The following is a 16,465-nucleotide window of genomic DNA, read 5'->3' on the forward strand; positions in this document are numbered from 1 at the left end:
GCCCCGGCGCGAGTGGCGGCATCCAGGCGATGAAACCCGCTTCTCACCGGCCCTGTCCGCGCTGTCCGTGCGGCGGCGGAAACCGCGCTTCTGCCGGAGTTCACGCACGCGGGGCAGCCGCCGCCCCCGGGGCAGGCCGGGCCACGCCGCCGGCCCGTCCTGGTCGCGGTCGTCGTGCCGCCGGTCGCTACCGCGCCGCCGGGGGTGTCGGGGGGCGGGCGCCGCCACGGATGACGTCATGGCGGCGCGGGGCCCCGGCGCACTCGCTCACCGCGCTGACCTGCGGGTGGTGATGGGCGGTTCCCCGCCCACCCCGCACTGCGCGCTGACGACGGACCGGGGCAGGAGCCGGTACGGGCCGCTCGGGCGCGGCCCGGTCACACTGCGGCCGCACGAGACGGCGGCCGCGGAACCGCGGGCGCCCTCCGGCCGGTTCCGCCGCCCACCAGGAAGAGCGCCCGCCTGCGGCCTCGTCCCTGACGGCCGCCTGGCAGGCGCTCCCCCGCGGGGCGTGCGCCGCAGCCGGGGTCGAGGGCCGACCTCAGGCAGCCGCGCGCGTGAACCGCAGCCTGGTCGTCACCGTGGCCACCTTGGCGACCATGCCCAGCTGGTTCCAGGTGATGCCGAACTGCGTGCGGTCCACGGTGAACTCCGCCTCCAGGACGAGTGCGTCGGTCCGGACCTCGGCGAGGCGGCCGGTGAAGGAGAGGGGCTTGGTGACCCCGCGCACCGTCAGCCGGCCGGTGACGCGGACGATGTCGCCGTCGAGACGGTCGGCGCCGGTGACCACGAACGTGATCTGCGGGTGGTTGTCGGCGTCGAAGAACTCGGCCGTGCGCAGGTGGGTGTCGCGCTTGGCGTTCTTGGTGTCCAGGGAGGCCGCGTCCAGGACCAGGGTGCCGGTGGCCGAGCCGTCGGGCCCCACCTCGCCCTCGCCGCGGACAGCGGTGAAGGTGCCCTTCACGGAGGACATGCCCCAGAACGCCTTCTGCCGCAGGTTCACGGCTGACGCGGTCGGGTCGAGCTGCCAGAGACCTGTTTCCACGGCGACGGTCATCGTCGTACTCCTGAATCAGTGGTCCAAATTTGGATGATCACGAACGCTAGCCGCTGGGCCGACGGCGAACAAGCCCATACGTCCGAATTTGGACAACGGGTTAGACTCCCCCCATGTCCGCCCCCGACCTGCACCCCAGCGACCAGCCCGAATGTCCTGCCGCGGGTTCCGGACTCCTGCCGGACGAGCTACGCGCCTGGATGCTATTGCTGGCTGCTACAGGAATGGTCGAACAGCGTTTGAAGTCGGTCGTGAGGGAGAGCCTCGACGTCTCCCACGACGAGTTCCTGATCCTGTGCCTGCTGGCCGAGAGGCCCCGTACCGCGCTGCGCATGACCCAGGTCGCCGACCTCCTCGGCCGCCCCAAGACCCGGCTCACCTACCAGATCGCCTGCCTCCAGCGCGCCGGCCTGGTCACCCGCAGGTCCGTGTGCGGCGACAAGCGGGGCGTGGAGGTCGCCCTCACCGGGAGGGCGCGTGCGCGGCTGCGGGAGACCTCCGTCCTGCTCGCCGAGACCGTCCGGCAGGCCTTCGCCGACTCCATGGGCGCCGAGCAGCGCGCGGCCCTCGGCGCGCTGGTACCGGCCCTGGGCGAGGAGGCGCGCTGACCTCCGAGAGGCGCCGCCGCGGCCCGGAGAGGCACAGGTCACAAGGGCAAGAGGAGAAACCTCACAGCGCTCGCTCTGCACTCGATCGAGCGGCCTGCCCTAGCATCCGAGCCATGACGGTCCTGCCTGACGACGGGCTCCCACTGGCCGCCGAGTTCCCTGACGCGACACACGAGCAGTGGCAACGCCTGGTCGAGGGTGTGCTGCGCAAGTCGGGCAAGGAAGTCTCGGGCGCGGCAGCTGAGGACGCTCTGTCCACGACGCTGGAGGACGGGCTGCGCACCCGTCCCCTGTACACCGCGCGCGACGACGCGCCCGACCCCGGCCTGCCGGGCTTCGCCCCGTTCGTACGGGGCAGCCGCCCCGAGGGCAACATCGCGAGCGGCTGGGATGTACGGCAGCGGCACACGGCCCTCGTCGACGGTACGGCGAACGCCGTGCTGGCCGACCTGGAGAACGGCGTGACCTCGCTGTGGCTGGTACTGGGCAAGGGCGGTATCCCCGTCTCCGAGCTGGGCCGGGCCCTGGACGGCGTCTACCTCGATCTGGCCCCGGTCGTGCTGGACGGGCGCCGGGAGACCGAGGCGGCGGCCGAGGCGCTGCTCGGGCTGTACGAGGAGAGGGGCGTTGACCCGAAGGCCGCGCGCGGCAACCTGGGTGCCGACCCGCTCCGGTACGAGGCCCGCACCGGCACCCCGCTGGACTTCACGCCCTTCGCCGCGCTGGCCGCGCGCTGCGCCGAGACGTATCCGGGTGTGCGCGCCCTGACCGTGGACGCGCTGCCCTACCACGAGGCGGGCGGCTCGGCCGCGCAGGAGCTGGGCACCTCCCTGGCCACCGGTGTGGCCTACCTTCGGGAACTGACCGCGGCGGGCCTCTCCGTCGAAAAGGCCGCCGGACAGCTGGAGTTCCGCTACGCGGCCACCGCCGACCAGTTCCTGACCATCGCCAAGCTGCGCGCCGCGCGCCGGCTGTGGGCGCGGGTCGCCGAGGTGTGCGGGGCGCCGGGCGCGGGCGCGCAGGTGCAGCACGTGGTGACGTCGCCGGTGATGATGACCCGTCGTGACCCGTGGGTGAACATGCTCCGCACCACGGTCGCGACGCTGGCGGCCGGCGTCGGCGGCGCCGACTCCGTCACCGTGCTGCCGTTCGACCACACACTCGGCCTGCCGGACGCGTTCGCCCGCCGAATCGCGCGCAACACCTCCACGATCCTGATCGAGGAGTCCCACCTGGCCCGGGTGATCGACCCGGCGGGCGGTTCCTGGTACGTCGAGCGGCTCACCGACGAACTCGCCCACGCCGCCTGGGAGTTCTTCCAGTCCATCGAGCGCGACGGCGGCCAGGCGGCCGTCCTGCGTTCCGGCCGGCTGCGCACGGACCTGGCGACGACATGGGCGGAGCGGTCCAAGCGGCTCGCCAAGCGGCGCGAACCCATCACCGGTGTGAGCGAGTTCCCGCTGCTGTCCGAGAAGCCGGTGAAGCGCGAGCCCACGCCCGAGCAGCCGTCCGGCGGCCTGCCCCGGGTGCACCGCGACGAGGCGTTCGAGGAGCTGCGCGCCCGCTCCGACGCACATCTGGCGGCGACCGGCTCCCGGCCGCGTATCTACCTCGCCACGCTCGGCTCGGCCGCCGAGTACACCGCGCGTTCGACCTTCGCCGCCAACCTGTTCCAGGCGGGCGGCATCGAGCCGGTCACCGAGGGCGGCTTCGAGGACAGCGGCGCCACCGAGGCCGTGCTGTGCTCCAGCGACGCCCTCTACGCCGAACAGGCCGAACAGGCCGCCGCGTCGCTGCGTGCGGCCGGCGCCCGGCACGTGTTCCTCGCGGGCCGCCCGGCCGACCACACCGGCATCGACTCGTACGTCTTCGCGGGCTGCGACGCCGTGGCCGTGCTGTCCGCGACCCTCGACCGCATGGGAGTGTCCTGATGGGAATCCCCGACTTCTCCGGCATCGAGCTGGGCACCCCGGTCGCCGGCGGCAGCGCCGAGGAGTGGCGTACGGCCGTCAAGCGGGCCACCGGGGGTGAGGAACCGCTGTGGGAGACCCCGGAGGGCATCGGGGTCAAGCCGCTGTACACCGGCCGCGACCTGGAGGGCCTGGACTTCCTGGGCACCTACCCGGGCATCGCGCCGTATCTGCGCGGTCCGTACCCGACGATGTACGTCAACCAGCCCTGGACGATCCGCCAGTACGCGGGCTTCTCCACCGCCGAGGAGTCCAACGCCTTCTACCGGCGCAACCTGGCGGCGGGCCAGAAGGGCCTGTCGGTCGCCTTCGACCTGCCCACGCACCGGGGTTACGACAGCGACCACCCGCGCGTGACGGGTGACGTCGGCATGGCGGGCGTGGCCATCGACTCGATCTACGACATGCGGCAGCTGTTCGACGGCATCCCGCTGGACAAGATGACCGTGTCGATGACGATGAACGGCGCCGTGCTGCCGGTGCTGGCGCTGTACATCGTGGCGGCGGAGGAACAGGGCGTACCGCCCGAGAAGCTGGCCGGGACCATCCAGAACGACATCCTCAAGGAGTTCATGGTCCGCAACACCTACATCTATCCGCCGAAGCCGTCGATGCGGATCATCTCCGACATCTTCGCGTACACCTCGCAGCGGATGCCCCGCTACAACTCCATCTCCATCTCCGGGTACCACATCCAGGAGGCGGGCGCGACGGCCGACCTGGAGCTGGCGTACACCCTCGCCGACGGGGTGGAGTACATCCGCGCCGGGCGGGAGGCCGGCCTGGACGTGGACGCGTTCGCGCCGCGGCTGTCGTTCTTCTGGGCGATCGGCATGAACTTCTTCATGGAGATCGCCAAGCTGCGGGCGGCGCGGCTGCTGTGGGCCAAGCTGGTCTCCCAGTTCGACCCGAAGAACAGCAAGTCGCTGTCGCTGCGCACCCATTCGCAGACCTCGGGCTGGTCGCTGACCGCGCAGGACGTCTTCAACAACGTCACACGCACCTGCGTCGAGGCGATGGCGGCGACCCAGGGGCACACCCAGTCGCTGCACACCAACGCCCTCGACGAGGCGCTCGCCCTGCCGACGGACTTCTCGGCGCGCATCGCCCGCAACACCCAGTTGCTCATCCAGCAGGAGTCGGGCACCACCCGGGTCATCGACCCGTGGGGCGGCAGCGCCTATGTGGAGCGGCTGACGTACGACCTCGCCCGCAAGGCCTGGGCGCACATCCAGGAGGTCGAGCAGGCGGGCGGTATGGCGCAGGCCATCGACGCCGGCATTCCCAAGCTGCGCGTGGAGGAGGCGGCGGCCCGCACCCAGGCCCGCATCGACTCCGGGCGGCAGCCGGTGATCGGCGTCAACAAGTACCGGGTGGACAGCGACGAGCAGATCGAGGTCCTCAAGGTCGACAACTCCTCCGTACGCGCCCAGCAGATCGAGAAGCTGCGGCGGCTGCGGGCCGAGCGGGACGAGGTCGCGTGCCGGGACGCGCTCGACGCGCTGACCCGGGCGGCCGACGGCGAGGGCAACCTGCTCGAGCTGGCCGTGCGCGCGGCCCGTGCGAAGGCGACCGTCGGTGAGATCTCCGACGCCCTGGAGAAGGTGTACGGGCGGCACGCCAGCCAGATCCGTACGATTTCCGGCGTGTACCGCAACGAAGCAGGGGAGTCCCCGAGCGTGGACCGCACCCGTGCCCTGGTGGACGCCTTCGAGGAGGCGGAGGGCCGACGGCCGCGCATCCTGGTCGCCAAGATGGGCCAGGACGGCCACGACCGCGGCCAGAAGGTGATCGCGACCGCCTTCGCCGACCTCGGCTTCGACGTCGACGTCGGCCCGCTCTTCCAGACGCCGGAGGAGGTCGCCCGGCAGGCGGTCGAGGCGGATGTGCACGTGGTCGGGGTGTCCTCGCTGGCCGCCGGTCACCTCACGCTCGTCCCCGCGCTGCGCGAGAAGCTCGCCGAGGAGGGCCGCGAGGACATCATGATCGTGGTCGGCGGGGTGATCCCGCCGCAGGACGTGCCGACCCTGCTGGAGATGGGCGCCACGGCCGTGTTCCCGCCCGGAACGGTGATCCCGGACGCGGCGTACGACCTGGTGCGGCGGCTTTCGGCCGACCTCGGTCACGATCTGTAGAGCCGATGGCAGCGATCGATCTCGACACGTATGTGAAGGGTGTGCTCGACGGCAAGCGGGCCCTGGTCGCCCGCGCCATCACGCTCGTCGAGTCGACCCGTCCGCAACACCGGGCGCTGGCGCAGGCGTTGCTGACGCAGCTCCTCCCGCACAGCGGCCGGGCGCGGCGGATCGGCGTGAGCGGGGTGCCGGGTGTCGGCAAGTCGACGTTCATCGATGCGTTCGGCACTCTGCTGACCTCGCTGGGCCACCGGGTGGCCGTACTCGCGGTCGACCCGTCCTCGACCCGTACCGGCGGCTCCATCCTGGGCGACAAGACCCGGATGGAGCGCCTCGCGGTGGACCCGAACGCCTTCGTCCGGCCCTCCCCCAGCGCGGGCACGCTGGGCGGGGTCGCGAAGGCCACCCGGGAGTCGATGGTGGTCATGGAGGCGGCGGGCTACGACGTCATCCTGGTGGAGACCGTCGGCGTCGGCCAGTCGGAGACCGCGGTCGCCGACATGGTCGACTCCTTCCTGCTGCTGACACTGGCGCGCACCGGCGACCAGTTGCAGGGGATCAAGAAGGGTGTCCTGGAGCTGGCCGACGTGATCGCCGTCAACAAGGCGGACGGTCCGCACGAGCGCGACGCACGGGCGGCCGCACGGGAGTTGGCGGGTGCTCTGCGCCTGATGCACGGCAAGGACGCCTTCTGGGCTCCCCCGGTACTGCACTGCAGCGCCCGGGAGGCGACCGGCCTGGACACGGTGTGGGAGCGGCTGGAGCAGCACCGTACGCTGCTCGACTCCACCGGGCGGCTCGCCGCCAAGCGGCGGGACCAGCAGGTCGGCTGGACCTGGGCGATGGTCCGCGACGAACTGCTCGGCCGGCTGCACGCCGACCCGGCGGTGCGCGAGGCCGCGCCGGACCTCGAACAGCAGGTCAGGGAGGGCCGGTTGACCGCGACGCTCGCGGCGGAGCGGATCCTGGCGGCGTTCGAGGGGCATACCGCTCCCCCGGCCCGGCCCTGAGCGGTCAGTTCAGCCAGCCGCGTTCGCAGATCCGGCGGGCCACCTCCCGAAGTTTGATGTTGTGGTCCTGGGAGTAGCGGCGCAGTACGTCGAAGGCCTGGTCCTCGGTGAGCTGGTGCCGGCCCATCAGGATGCCCATGGCCTCACCGATGACGTGCCGGGTGGCGACCGCCTGCTCCAGCTGGGCGTGCGTACGGGCGCTGGAGAAGGCGACCGCGGCGTGCGAGGCGAGCAGCCAGCCGGCCGTCTCACCGGCCTCGGTGAACATGCCGGGGCTGCGTGAGTACAGGTTCAGCGCGCCGAGGGCCTCGTCCTCGGTGAAGAGCAGGAAGCCCATCATACTGCCGACGCCCAGTTCGCGGGCCTGGGAGACGTAGGCGGGCCAGCGCGGGTGATCGTCCCCGAAGTCGCCGATCCGGAACACCCGCTCCTCGTCCTGCCGGCGGGCCGCGTCGAAGCAGGGGCCTTCCCGCAGGCGCTCCTGGAGCCGGTCGCTGTCGATCACGAGCTGGTGGGTGGGGGCGAGGGTCTGCGCTCCCTTGGCGTGCAGGATGAGAATGCCGGCCGCGTCACATCCGGGGACGAGCCGGGTGGCCGAAGCGGTGATCCGCTCCAGGGTGGCGGTCACCGTGTCCTGCGCCAGCAGATCGCGTGCCAGGGTCGCCATCTGTTCGGCGAACGTGCGCCAGTCCATCGCGGTTCCTCCGTCCCGGCCGCCGCCCACTCAACCGTCTGCCCACCCCCCACCATCGCATCCGCCCACCGCGCCGACGGCGAACGGCTCGCCCGACCCGCGGCACGGCAGGATGCCGGCGACACCGAGACGGGCTCCCGGCCACAAGGGCCGGGCGCGGGTTTCAGGCGCCGCGGCCGCGGCTGAGCGCCACTGCTCGATCGGGCGGGCGGTCTTCTTCTCCCGACGGGTGTCCTGCGCCGCCCATCGCCCCGGTCCGTCGCGGTCGCGCTCGCTGGGCAGCCGCCCCTGGTCCTGGGCGTACCTGTCGGTGATGCCCTCCAGCGCCTGCTCGATCTGCTGGCGGCGGGTGGACGACCGGTCGATCAGCTTCGTATCGACCCCGGCTCTGTCCAGCACCGGCCGCCGGCCCGGGGTCACCTCCCGGGGCACCGTCGCAGGCCCAGCTCCTCACACACCTCCGTCGTCATCGTCAGGGTGCGGAGCGGCCCGGCCGCCACGACGTGCCGATACCCGCCAGGCTGAACCGCCGGCCGGAGACCCGGGCCTGCCTGGAGAACCTGGCCGCCGCTCGCATCGTACGAGCGGCGCCGTCACAGGCACCCGTCCGACACCGCGGTGCCCCGGCCGTCCGGGCGGGGCGGGCGGGGACGGTTCCTCACGGGCCGGGGCGGCGCCGGTCCCGGGACGCGGCGTCGAGGCGCGGCGGCGTGAAGGCGTAGAAGTCGAGCATGTCCGGCCGAGGTGCGACGCCCGGGCCGCCCGCGCGCACCCAGCCGACGATGTCCTCGGTCGCGTCCGGGTCGTTGACGAGGCCCAGCCAGACCGGCCGGGCGCCGGCGGCCCGCCCGGCGGCGGAGGGTTGCACGACGATGACGTTGGCCCGCTCGCACACGTCGAGACAGGCGGAGACACGCACGGGCACCTCCGCACGCAGACGTGCGGTCTGCGCCGCGTGATCCACACCGGTCACCTTGGGACTGCCGCAGCAGCAGTCCCGGCACACGACGACACGGCACGGCACCGGCCCGGTCCCCGGCGCCGCCACGTCGTCGAGCGCGTCTTCAGCCGGCCTCTCGGTCACGCCGCTCCACCCCCTTGTCATCGAAGATCATCTCATCGACGGCGGACCCCCGGCCATCCGGCCGGAAAAGGGGCTGTTCCTCGAAGCGGCGCAGAGTGCCGATCCAGAAACCCTTGAGAGCCCGGCACTTGTGTTGCAGCTCATCGACCGTTCACGAATGATGCTGGAGGGGGCGAGACCCGCTGGTACGGGGCGGACCGCACAGGGCTGCCGCACTGCAGGCGGCCATGAGGGTGCCGGGGTTTCGAGAACAAGGGGGAATCGTATGCGGGTGCTTCGATGCCGGCTGGGACCAGGGTCCCCTGTGCCGCCGTCGAGGCCCGCCGAGCCGGCGGCTCCCTCGATGTCTTCCTGGTGCTCTCTCTGACCTCGTTCGGCCACGCGTCCAGGCGGGCCGCCCTTCGCCCTTGGCGTACCCGGCACGGGCCCCGTGCGGACGCGTACGGCGAAAGGATGATGACATGAGCGCAGGCCGTAGGCCGACACGGCAGACCCTGTCCCCCGCCGACTCACCGGTGGAGTCCCTGCTGCGGATCGCCGACACCCTCAGCAGCCTCGAGCGGTACGCCACCGAAACCGCCGGCCGGCTGGTCCTCTCCGAAGGCACCGGCGCCGAGGCCGCCGAGGCGTCGGGGAGTATCCGCTGCATCGAGGACCCGGGCGCCGTCCAGGACGCGATCGACGAGGTGCTGTGGCGGGCCAAGCGCGAGATCCTCACGGCCCAGCCGGACGGCCCGGGCCCGGGAGCCACACCGGACGAGGCCTTCGCGGTGATCCGCGACCCGCTGACGCGTGGAGTCGCCATGCGGACGCTCTTCCGGCACAGTGCCCGGTTCTCCGAGCCCACGAAGAAGTATGTCCAGAAGGTCATGGAATTCGGTGTGGAGGTGCGCACGCTTCCGGAGTTCTTCGACCGGCTGATCATCGTCGACGGAGAGGTCGCCTTCATCCCCGGCGGCGAACGCCGCCACAGCGCGGCCCTGATCCGGGACCGCGCCGTCGTCGCGTTCCTCGGTGACGTCTTCGAGAAGGCCTGGGTACGGGCGGGGCAGTTCCCGTTCCGTCCGGTGCGGGCGGCGGACGCCGCCGGCGAGGTCGTGCCCGATATGCGCCGGGCCATCAAGACGCTGCTGATCGAGGGCCGCTCCGACAAGGCGATCGCGCGCCGTCTCGGGATGAGTCTGCGGTCCGTGCAAGGGCACATCGCAGCCCTGCGCGAGCAGTACGGCGCCCAGCACCGCTTTCAGCTCGGTTACCGGATGGCACGCGACGAGTACGCCACCGCGCGCACCGCACCGGCCGAAGCCGTCCCGGATCCCGCCCCGGCGATGGACCTCTCCCCCTATGAAGAGGTCTCCTGACGATGACCACGCGGTTCCGGCCACACGCATCGTGACCGGGACCGTCGCCGTCGGCATTCCGCCCCCGCCGTCTCAGTCCTGCTTCCGGGCCATCAGCAGATACTCGTGTGACCGGTTCGTCCGCATCGGATCGTCGTCGTCCTTGACCGGCCAGTCGTAGAGGTGGACGCGCTCGTCCCCCAGGGTCAGATGGCGGCCGAGTACCCGCGCGGCGTCCCAGGCCAGTGGGACGAACCGGTCCGCGATCCGCCGGTTCTGGACGGCGATGACCGCGTGGGCGCCCGGTCGCATCACCCGGGCTATGGCCGCGAAGGCCTCGTCGAGCGCCGCCAGATAGGCGTCGTAGTCGCGCAGCGCGTACATCTGGCCCGGGTCGGGTGCTTCGAGGTCCAGGTGGGTGCCGAAGTACGGCAGGTCGCACAGGACCAGATCCACGGTGCCGGGGTCGAGCGGGGGCGTGCGGGCGTCGCCGCAGAGCATGCGCTGCTCCGGGTAGCGTGCGACGCGCTGCCGTGCCTCCTCGGCGCGAGAGGGGTTGATCTCGATGCCCACCCCGAGCCGCCCCTCGGCCGCGCAGGCCACCAGTGTGGTGCCCCATCCGGCGAACGGATCGAACACCAGGTCGCCGGGTTTGGTCAACTCCGTGATCAGCGGCCGCAATTGGCTGACGAGGCCGCTCTGTCCGGCGGCCGCCTCCTGGGCGAACTCCGGATCCTCGGCGCCGAGCACGCGCCAGCTGGAAATGCCCATGGGGGTCACGCAACCTTTCTGATGGAGCTGGTCTTGGTCAGGGCCGGTTCGGCCTCGGGCGGCACCGGATACACCGCGGCCCGTGGCAGCCTGTGCTCCAGGCGCAACACGCCCAGCGCGGAGCCCGTCGTGGCCGCCGCGAGGAGCAGCCACATCCCGGTGGCCGACAGCGACAGCAGGGCCGTGAGCACGGTGGGGGCGAGTGCGATGGGCACCGCCCACGACAGCTGGTAGACCGCGAGATGACGACCGCGGGTCTCCTCCGGCGCGGCCTGCGCCACCAGCGCGGAGGCCGTGGCGCCGTGCAGCAGCTCGCCCGCGGTGAACGCGGCGGTCGCCGCGAACACGCCGGCGATCAGTGCCGCCCCGGTCGACAGGCTGCCGAGCACCGCGAAGGTGACGAAGGACAGTGCGAAGATGCTCGCACCGAGCGCCACCGCACGCGTTCTGCGGTACCTGACCAGGACCCGGGTGACCGGGATCTGCAGCACCGCGATGCCGACCGTGTTGACCGCGTACAGGATGCCCACCAGCGAGACGGGCGCGTCCAGTTCACGCATGACGTACACCGGGAGTGCGACGGACAGCACCATGTAGGCGAAGGCCGTCGGGATGTTCAGGAGCGTCAGGCCCAGGAACGGACGGTTGCGTGCCACCATCCGGTAGCCGCCCTTGCGGGAGACCCGGCCGCCCGCCGGCTGTGCCGGGGTGCCGGGGCGGATGCTGCTGAGCAGTGCGCCCGAGAGCAGATAGCCGGCGGCCGCGCCGAGCACGACGTAGTAGAACCCGGACTCGTCGAGGGCGAGGGCCGCACCGGCGAGGAGGCCGCCCACGCCCAGCCCGGCGTTGCGCAGACTGCGTTGCAGGGCGAGCAGCTTGTCCCGCTCGGTGCCCTGCACGATCTCCGCCACGAAGGACTGGATGGCCGGCGGGTAGGAGGTGTCGCCGAGGGCGACCGGCAGCACCACCGCGAACATGGCCACGCCGTTGTCGACCACGGGATAGGTGCAGAACGCGGCGGCGCGCAGCACGTATCCGCCCACCAGTACGGCGCGGGCACTGAAGCGGTCGATGAGGACACCGGCGATCGGGTTGCTCACCAGGCCGATCACCGAGGCGGCCGTCACGATGGCGCCGACCTGGGTGAGCGGCAGATCGGTGACGTGGTGGAAGTAGAGGAGCGACAGCGGCAGGTACATGCCGCTGCCGGTCGCGTCGACGACCATGCCCAGCATGTACTTGAAGCGGACGGACGACGGCTTCCGCGTCATGACGCCTCCGCCGGCTCGGTGCCCTGCTCGTGCGGTGCGGGGGTGGCGTCCGCATCCCCAGGGCGCTCCACGATCTTCGTCTCGGAGATGATCCGGGCCCCGAGGGCGCGCAGTCTGCGCTCGCATTCGACGCGGGTCGGGGCCGATCCCACCGCCGCCGTGAGGAAGTCCGCGGAGCCCGAGGCGGGGGCGATCACCTGGCCCTCCTCGGCGAAGAGCCAGAAGCCCTTCACCCACTCCTCGTCGGGGGCGGCGGGCAGCGAGCGCACCAGGCCGGGCCGCTTCATCGTGAGTACCTGCCCCGCCATGCAGCGCGGCCGCAGCGGTGCCCCGTCGTCGGTGGTGCCCTCGACCACGGGCAGCGGGAGGCCCGCCTCCGCGCGCGTCACCTGCACGGCGAGCTGTATTCCGAAGAGGGTCTCGAAGACCTCCCGGATCTTCGCGCCGCCCGACCGGCCCGCGATCTCGCACAGCACCAGACGGTCATCGGGGGTGTGGAAGACCTCCGCGTGGAAGGCGTGGGTGCGCAGCCGGCCGCCTTCGGGCTTCAGGGCCGCCAGGGTCCGCTCGACGAGCGCGAGCAGCCGGGGGGTGAGCGGGTCGTCCACGTCCAGGGTCAGGTCGACCCGCGGACCGGGGTCGGCGCCGAACGAGGCCAGCTCGTACTGGTACTGGGAGGGCCAGGCGGCCACGGTGCGGCCGTCCACCACCAGCCCGTCGACGTGGCACATCCGCCCGGGAACGTAGGCCTCGATGAGCAGGTCGTCCCGCGAGCCGTCCCGGTAGGCCCGCGCGAGCCGCGGCTCCAGCTCGTCCCGGTCGGCGAGGATGCTCAGACCGATGGAGTTGTAGCCTGCCCGGTCCTTCAGCACCACGGGGAATCCGTGCTGTTCGGCGAAGTCGCGGGCCTGCTGGGCGGTGCCCGGCACGGTGTGCGGGGCGACCTCGATGCCGGCCTGCCGGGCCAGTCGCTTCATCAGGGCCTTGTCGCGGAACGGCTTGATGTCGGCGCTCCACGCCCCGTCGAGGCCGAGGCGCTCACGCAGTTGGGCGGCGAGGACCACGTCCGCCTCGTGGTGGGCGATCACGTGCGTGATCCGGTACTCCTCGGCGAGGGCGAACGCGCGGGCCGGTACCGCTTCGTCGTCGAGGGTGTCGAAGAGTTCGAGGTGGGTGAAGTCGTGGCCGGTGTCGCCCGGGATCTCCTCGCCGGCCAGCTCGATCTTGTCGCGGGCGGCGAGTACGACGATGTCGCCGGCGTACGGCGTGCCGCCGTCGAGGCCGGGTGCGTCGCCGTCGAGCCACCGGCGGTAGGGGAAGGCGGCGAAGGGGTTGCGGTGCAGGATGAGGACGCTCATGCCGAGATCACCGTCCGGTCGTTCACCGGGGCCGCCTCGGCCAGGCCCGGCCGGCCGCCGGGGTCCTTCACCCGGACCTTCACCACGTCGCCGACGAGTTCGGCGCCGCGCCGGATCGCCGCCGTGGTGTCCTCGCCGGTCACGGCGACCAGGCCGAGACGGTCCCAGTTGTCCCGCAGGGGACGTACCGTCTCCCCGGGTTTGGCGCTGATACGCACCGCGAGCACGTCGGCGAGCGCCTGCGCCTCGGCCACACCGTCCACCGACTCCACGATGTCGCCCGGCCGGCCCACCACGGCCCGTACGGCGGCTCCGCCGTGCGGCTCGGGCCGGTCGGGGAGTTCCTCGGCCAGGCCGAAGGGCGCGGCGAGGGCGAGCTTGATGGTGTCGATGCCGTAGACACTGTGCACCAGGTCGGTGATGGCGTCACCGGCGATCCGGTTGTGGCTCTCGATGACGCGGGGGCCGTGGGCTCCGATCCGGATCTCGGTGTGGCAGACGCCGTCCTCGACGCCCAGCCGGTCCAGGAGCGCGATGACGGCCGCGCGTGCCTGCTCCTCGACCGCCGCGCCGAGCCGGGCGGGGACCGCGTGCCCCAGTTCGGCGAAGTGCGCGGGGTCGGTGAACTTCTCGGTGATGGCGATGACCACGTGGCGTCCGGCGGAGCTGAAGGACTCCACGCTGTACTCGGGGCCGTCGAGGTACTCCTCCATCAGGAAGTCCTGCAGCAGCATCAGTGTCGAGACCCGGTCCGTCCTGGTGCCGGTCAGCCGCCGCACCTCGGCCCAGACCCGATCGGCGTCGGCGGGCCCGTCGAGGCGGTGCACGCCGATACTGGCGGTCGCGTCGGTCGGCTTCACGACGAAGGGGTAGCCGTGCCGCTCCCCGAACGCGTCCAGGTCCTCGCGCCGGCGCAGCGGCCGGGCGCGGACCGCGTCGGGGTCGAGGCCGGCCAGGTGCTCGCGCATCACCACCTTGTCGCGGAAGCGCCGGGTCACCTCGTAGCCGGTGCCGCCCAGGGCGAACAGGTCGTTGATGCGGGCCGCGTTCTCCAGGCCCGGCTCGGTGATCGAGGTGGCGGCGGCGAAGCCCGGGGTGTCGTGGAGCCGCTTGGCTATCGGCTCCACCAGGTCCCAGCGGGTGTAGTCGACGACCTCCACATGGTCGGCGAGGCGCTCCTGCTCGGCATTGATCTTGGTGGGGTGCTGCAGCAGCAGGACATGCAGGCCCAACTGCTTGGCCTTCGCCACCGTTTCGTCGGTGGCGCCGACGAGGAGCAGTGAACGCTCAGGATTCATGGGTCCGTTCCGATCCGTTGCGGTGTGGGGGCTGCACATCCGTGCGCGGGCCGTCGGAGGGGGTGCGGGCGGGCCGACGGCCGGCCGGCACATTCTCCGCGCCTCCTTGGGTTCCGGGCCCGCGGTCCGCGGCGGTGAAAGATCTGGGCACCTGCTCGATGACCGCCTGCGGGGCGCGTACGTGCACGCCCTTGGGCACATCGCTGAGCACCAGGGACATCGCGCCGATCAGGGCGTCGTCGCTGACGGTGATGGGTCCGAGCAGGGTGGCTCCCGCGCCGACCGTCACGCCGTTGCCGAGGCGGGGATGACGGCGGGTGCCATGCCGGGCGTCCTCCTCGCGCCACCAGCCGAAGGAGCCGAGCGTCACCTGGTGGAAGAGCGACACATCGTCACCGATGACGGCGGTCTCACCGACCACGACTCCGCTGCCGTGGTCGACGAAGAACCGCCGGCCGATCTGTGCGCCCGGATGGATCTCGATGCCCCCGGTGAGCACCTTGGTGGCGGTGCACACCAGACGAGCGGTGACATACCGGCGGTGGCGGTAGAGGAAGTGGCCCGTACGGTGGCCCAGCAGGGTCAGCACGGTCGGGTGCAGCAGTGCCTCGGTGCGGGACCGGACCGAGGGGTCGCGGGTGACGATGACGTCCAGGGTCTCCCGGATCCGCTGGCGCAGCGAGGGCGAGGCGCGCACCGTGCTCATCCGGCCGGCTGCGACGGGGTGCCGGCCTGTGCCTCCGGGGCGTCCTGAGCCTCGGGCCACCAGCTGAGGTAGCGCTCCCCGGTATCGGGGAAGACGGTGACGACCGTGGCACCGGCCAGGTCGTGCTGGCGCGCCAGTTCCACGCAGCCGTACGCGGCGGCGCCCGACGAGACGCCGACCAGCAGTCCGGTGGAGGCCGCGATGGCACGGGTGGTGGCCGCGGCGTCCTCGTCGCCGACGACGATCACCTCGTCGATGACCGTGACATCGGTGACCGGGCTGGTGAATCCGCCGTTCAGGCCGGGGATGCGGTGCGGTCCCGGCTCGCCGCCGGACAGCAGGGGCGAGCCCGCGGGTTCGACCGCCACGACCTTCACCTCCGGGTTGCGTTCCCGCAGGTGGTGGGCGATACCGGTCAGGGTGCCGCCGGTGCCGACGCCGCACACCAGATAGTCGACGTGGCCGCCGGTGTCCCGCCAGATCTCCGGGCCCGTCGTCTCGTAGTGCGCCCGTACGTTGTCGGCGTTCAGGTGCTGGCCCGCGTACCAGGACCCGGGGGTCTGGGCGTGCAGTTTCTCGGCCCGCTCCACACAGCCGGCGAAGCCGAGTGTGTGGTCGGTGAACTCGACCTCGGCGCCCAGCATGCGCAGGGTCAGCAGGCGCTCCCGCGAGGCGTTGTCGGGAAGCACGATCCGGCAGGCGTAGCCACGGGCGGCGGCCAGGGCGGCCAGGGCGATACCGGTGTTGCCCGAGGTGGACTCGATGATCGTCCCACCGGGCCGCAGTGCCCCGGACTCCTCGGCGGCGGTCAGCATGAACAGGGCCGCCCGGTCCTTGATGCTGGACAGCGGGTTGGCCGCCTCCAGCTTCGCCAGCACATGCGCGTCGGCGGGCAGTCCGGCGAGGCTCAGTCGCAGCATCGGAGTGTTGCCCACGAGCTCCTCGAGTGAGCCGACGACACCGCCGGTGGTTAGTTCGGTCACGGGGCCCTCCGGATCAGTTCTGCCCGACACCTGCCACGGGTTTCCGTGTGCTCCCGCACTTGGCATGTGCTCTGCCAAAATCTGCCGCTCTCCGTGCGCCATGGCCACGCCGGCCATGGTTCGGGTTGCCGCACTGCACTGATTGCGGGGGTCCCTCGCGCCGCCGGTCCTGGCTCAAAT

15 protein-coding genes are annotated in these 16,465 nt (G+C 71.9%); 5 read left to right on the forward strand and 10 right to left on the reverse strand.

Features of this window, described 5'->3' with window-relative positions; translation table 11 throughout:
- Positions 1 to 541: 541 nt before the first annotated feature.
- Positions 542 to 1,057 carry a YceI family protein gene (locus ABZ079_RS09665; protein ID WP_356938865.1) on the reverse strand — a complete coding sequence of 172 codons (516 nt, stop codon included), beginning with the start codon at positions 1,055 to 1,057 and terminating at the stop codon, positions 542 to 544.
- A gap of 113 nt (positions 1,058 to 1,170) precedes the next feature.
- Here ABZ079_RS09665 and ABZ079_RS09670 point away from each other — a divergent pair, with 113 nt between their 5' ends.
- From ABZ079_RS09670 to meaB, 4 genes are all read left to right on the forward strand, one after another.
- Complete coding sequence (locus ABZ079_RS09670; protein WP_356938866.1) at positions 1,171 to 1,665, forward strand: MarR family transcriptional regulator; 495 nt, start codon at positions 1,171 to 1,173, stop codon at positions 1,663 to 1,665.
- A gap of 113 nt (positions 1,666 to 1,778) precedes the next feature.
- Positions 1,779 to 3,596 (forward strand): methylmalonyl-CoA mutase subunit beta, encoded by a 1,818-nt coding sequence (locus tag ABZ079_RS09675; protein WP_356938867.1) that lies wholly within the window; start codon positions 1,779 to 1,781, stop codon positions 3,594 to 3,596.
- Positions 3,596 to 5,770, forward strand: a complete 2,175-nt coding sequence (gene scpA, locus ABZ079_RS09680) for a methylmalonyl-CoA mutase (RefSeq protein WP_356938868.1) — start codon at positions 3,596 to 3,598, stop codon at positions 5,768 to 5,770. The genes ABZ079_RS09675 and scpA overlap by 1 nt, the downstream gene beginning before the upstream one ends.
- A 5-nt stretch (positions 5,771 to 5,775) precedes the next feature.
- A complete protein-coding gene (meaB, locus tag ABZ079_RS09685; protein ID WP_356938869.1) occupies positions 5,776 to 6,780 on the forward strand; it encodes a methylmalonyl Co-A mutase-associated GTPase MeaB in 1,005 nt (334 codons plus the stop codon).
- Between the two features lie 4 nt (positions 6,781 to 6,784).
- Here meaB and ABZ079_RS09690 read toward each other — a convergent pair whose 3' ends face one another.
- The 3 genes from ABZ079_RS09690 to ABZ079_RS09700 all read right to left on the reverse strand — a co-directional run bounded on the left by ABZ079_RS09690 (position 6,785) and on the right by ABZ079_RS09700 (position 8,498).
- Positions 6,785 to 7,474, reverse strand: a complete 690-nt coding sequence (locus ABZ079_RS09690; protein WP_356938870.1) for a GAF and ANTAR domain-containing protein — start codon at positions 7,472 to 7,474, stop codon at positions 6,785 to 6,787.
- 30 nt (positions 7,475 to 7,504) lie between these two features.
- Complete coding sequence (locus tag ABZ079_RS09695) at positions 7,505 to 7,906, reverse strand: relaxase domain-containing protein (RefSeq protein WP_356938871.1); 402 nt, start codon at positions 7,904 to 7,906, stop codon at positions 7,505 to 7,507.
- 226 nt (positions 7,907 to 8,132) lie between these two features.
- Positions 8,133 to 8,498: a (2Fe-2S) ferredoxin domain-containing protein gene (locus ABZ079_RS09700; protein WP_356939000.1), complete on the reverse strand. Its 366-nt coding sequence runs from the start codon at positions 8,496 to 8,498 to the stop codon at positions 8,133 to 8,135.
- A 521-nt stretch (positions 8,499 to 9,019) separates the two neighbouring features.
- Between ABZ079_RS09700 and ABZ079_RS09705 the strand changes: the two genes are divergently transcribed.
- Positions 9,020 to 9,919, forward strand: a complete 900-nt coding sequence (locus ABZ079_RS09705) for a LuxR family transcriptional regulator (RefSeq protein WP_356938872.1) — start codon at positions 9,020 to 9,022, stop codon at positions 9,917 to 9,919.
- A gap of 72 nt (positions 9,920 to 9,991) precedes the next feature.
- Here ABZ079_RS09705 and ABZ079_RS09710 read toward each other — a convergent pair whose 3' ends face one another.
- The 6 genes from ABZ079_RS09710 to ABZ079_RS09735 are packed head-to-tail and all read right to left on the reverse strand — an operon-like array spanning position 9,992 to position 16,285.
- Positions 9,992 to 10,669, reverse strand: coding sequence for a DNA methyltransferase (locus tag ABZ079_RS09710; protein ID WP_356938873.1), 678 nt, complete (start codon positions 10,667 to 10,669; stop codon positions 9,992 to 9,994).
- Positions 10,670 to 10,674: 5 nt separating this feature from the next.
- Positions 10,675 to 11,940 (reverse strand): MFS transporter, encoded by a 1,266-nt coding sequence (locus ABZ079_RS09715; protein ID WP_356938874.1) that lies wholly within the window; start codon positions 11,938 to 11,940, stop codon positions 10,675 to 10,677.
- On the reverse strand, positions 11,937 to 13,298 hold the full coding sequence (locus ABZ079_RS09720) for a hypothetical protein (RefSeq protein WP_356938875.1): 1,362 nt from the start codon (positions 13,296 to 13,298) through the stop codon (positions 11,937 to 11,939). Before ABZ079_RS09720 ends, ABZ079_RS09715 begins: the two co-directional genes overlap by 4 nt.
- Positions 13,295 to 14,596: an ATP-grasp domain-containing protein gene (locus tag ABZ079_RS09725; protein ID WP_356938876.1), complete on the reverse strand. Its 1,302-nt coding sequence runs from the start codon at positions 14,594 to 14,596 to the stop codon at positions 13,295 to 13,297. The genes ABZ079_RS09720 and ABZ079_RS09725 overlap by 4 nt, the downstream gene beginning before the upstream one ends.
- Positions 14,586 to 15,302 carry a serine O-acetyltransferase EpsC gene (gene epsC, locus ABZ079_RS09730; protein WP_356938877.1) on the reverse strand — a complete coding sequence of 239 codons (717 nt, stop codon included), beginning with the start codon at positions 15,300 to 15,302 and terminating at the stop codon, positions 14,586 to 14,588. The genes ABZ079_RS09725 and epsC overlap by 11 nt, the downstream gene beginning before the upstream one ends.
- On the reverse strand, positions 15,299 to 16,285 hold the full coding sequence (locus tag ABZ079_RS09735; RefSeq protein ID WP_356938878.1) for a cysteine synthase family protein: 987 nt from the start codon (positions 16,283 to 16,285) through the stop codon (positions 15,299 to 15,301). The genes epsC and ABZ079_RS09735 overlap by 4 nt, the downstream gene beginning before the upstream one ends.
- Positions 16,286 to 16,465: the final 180 nt, after the last annotated feature.

This window comes from Streptomyces sp. NPDC006314 (assembly GCF_040613075.1).
GTDB lineage: Bacteria > Actinomycetota > Actinomycetes > Streptomycetales > Streptomycetaceae > Streptomyces.

What these genes read in the sequence shown, in the direction of transcription:
- meaB (WP_356938869.1), top strand. Translation starts at nt 5,776, where the DNA reads ATGGCAGCGATCGATCTCGACACGTATGTGAAGGGTGTGCTCGACGGC.
- ABZ079_RS09675 (WP_356938867.1), top strand. Translation starts at nt 1,779, where the DNA reads ATGACGGTCCTGCCTGACGACGGGCTCCCACTGGCCGCCGAGTTCCCT.
- ABZ079_RS09715 (WP_356938874.1), bottom strand. Translation starts at nt 11,940, where the DNA reads ATGACGCGGAAGCCGTCGTCCGTCCGCTTCAAGTACATGCTGGGCATG.
- ABZ079_RS09705 (WP_356938872.1), top strand. Translation starts at nt 9,020, where the DNA reads ATGAGCGCAGGCCGTAGGCCGACACGGCAGACCCTGTCCCCCGCCGAC.
- epsC (WP_356938877.1), bottom strand. Translation starts at nt 15,302, where the DNA reads ATGAGCACGGTGCGCGCCTCGCCCTCGCTGCGCCAGCGGATCCGGGAG.
- ABZ079_RS09710 (WP_356938873.1), bottom strand. Translation starts at nt 10,669, where the DNA reads ATGGGCATTTCCAGCTGGCGCGTGCTCGGCGCCGAGGATCCGGAGTTC.
- ABZ079_RS09690 (WP_356938870.1), bottom strand. Translation starts at nt 7,474, where the DNA reads ATGGACTGGCGCACGTTCGCCGAACAGATGGCGACCCTGGCACGCGAT.
- ABZ079_RS09665 (WP_356938865.1), bottom strand. Translation starts at nt 1,057, where the DNA reads ATGACCGTCGCCGTGGAAACAGGTCTCTGGCAGCTCGACCCGACCGCG.
- scpA (WP_356938868.1), top strand. Translation starts at nt 3,596, where the DNA reads ATGGGAATCCCCGACTTCTCCGGCATCGAGCTGGGCACCCCGGTCGCC.
- ABZ079_RS09725 (WP_356938876.1), bottom strand. Translation starts at nt 14,596, where the DNA reads ATGAATCCTGAGCGTTCACTGCTCCTCGTCGGCGCCACCGACGAAACG.
- ABZ079_RS09720 (WP_356938875.1), bottom strand. Translation starts at nt 13,298, where the DNA reads ATGAGCGTCCTCATCCTGCACCGCAACCCCTTCGCCGCCTTCCCCTAC.
- ABZ079_RS09670 (WP_356938866.1), top strand. Translation starts at nt 1,171, where the DNA reads ATGTCCGCCCCCGACCTGCACCCCAGCGACCAGCCCGAATGTCCTGCC.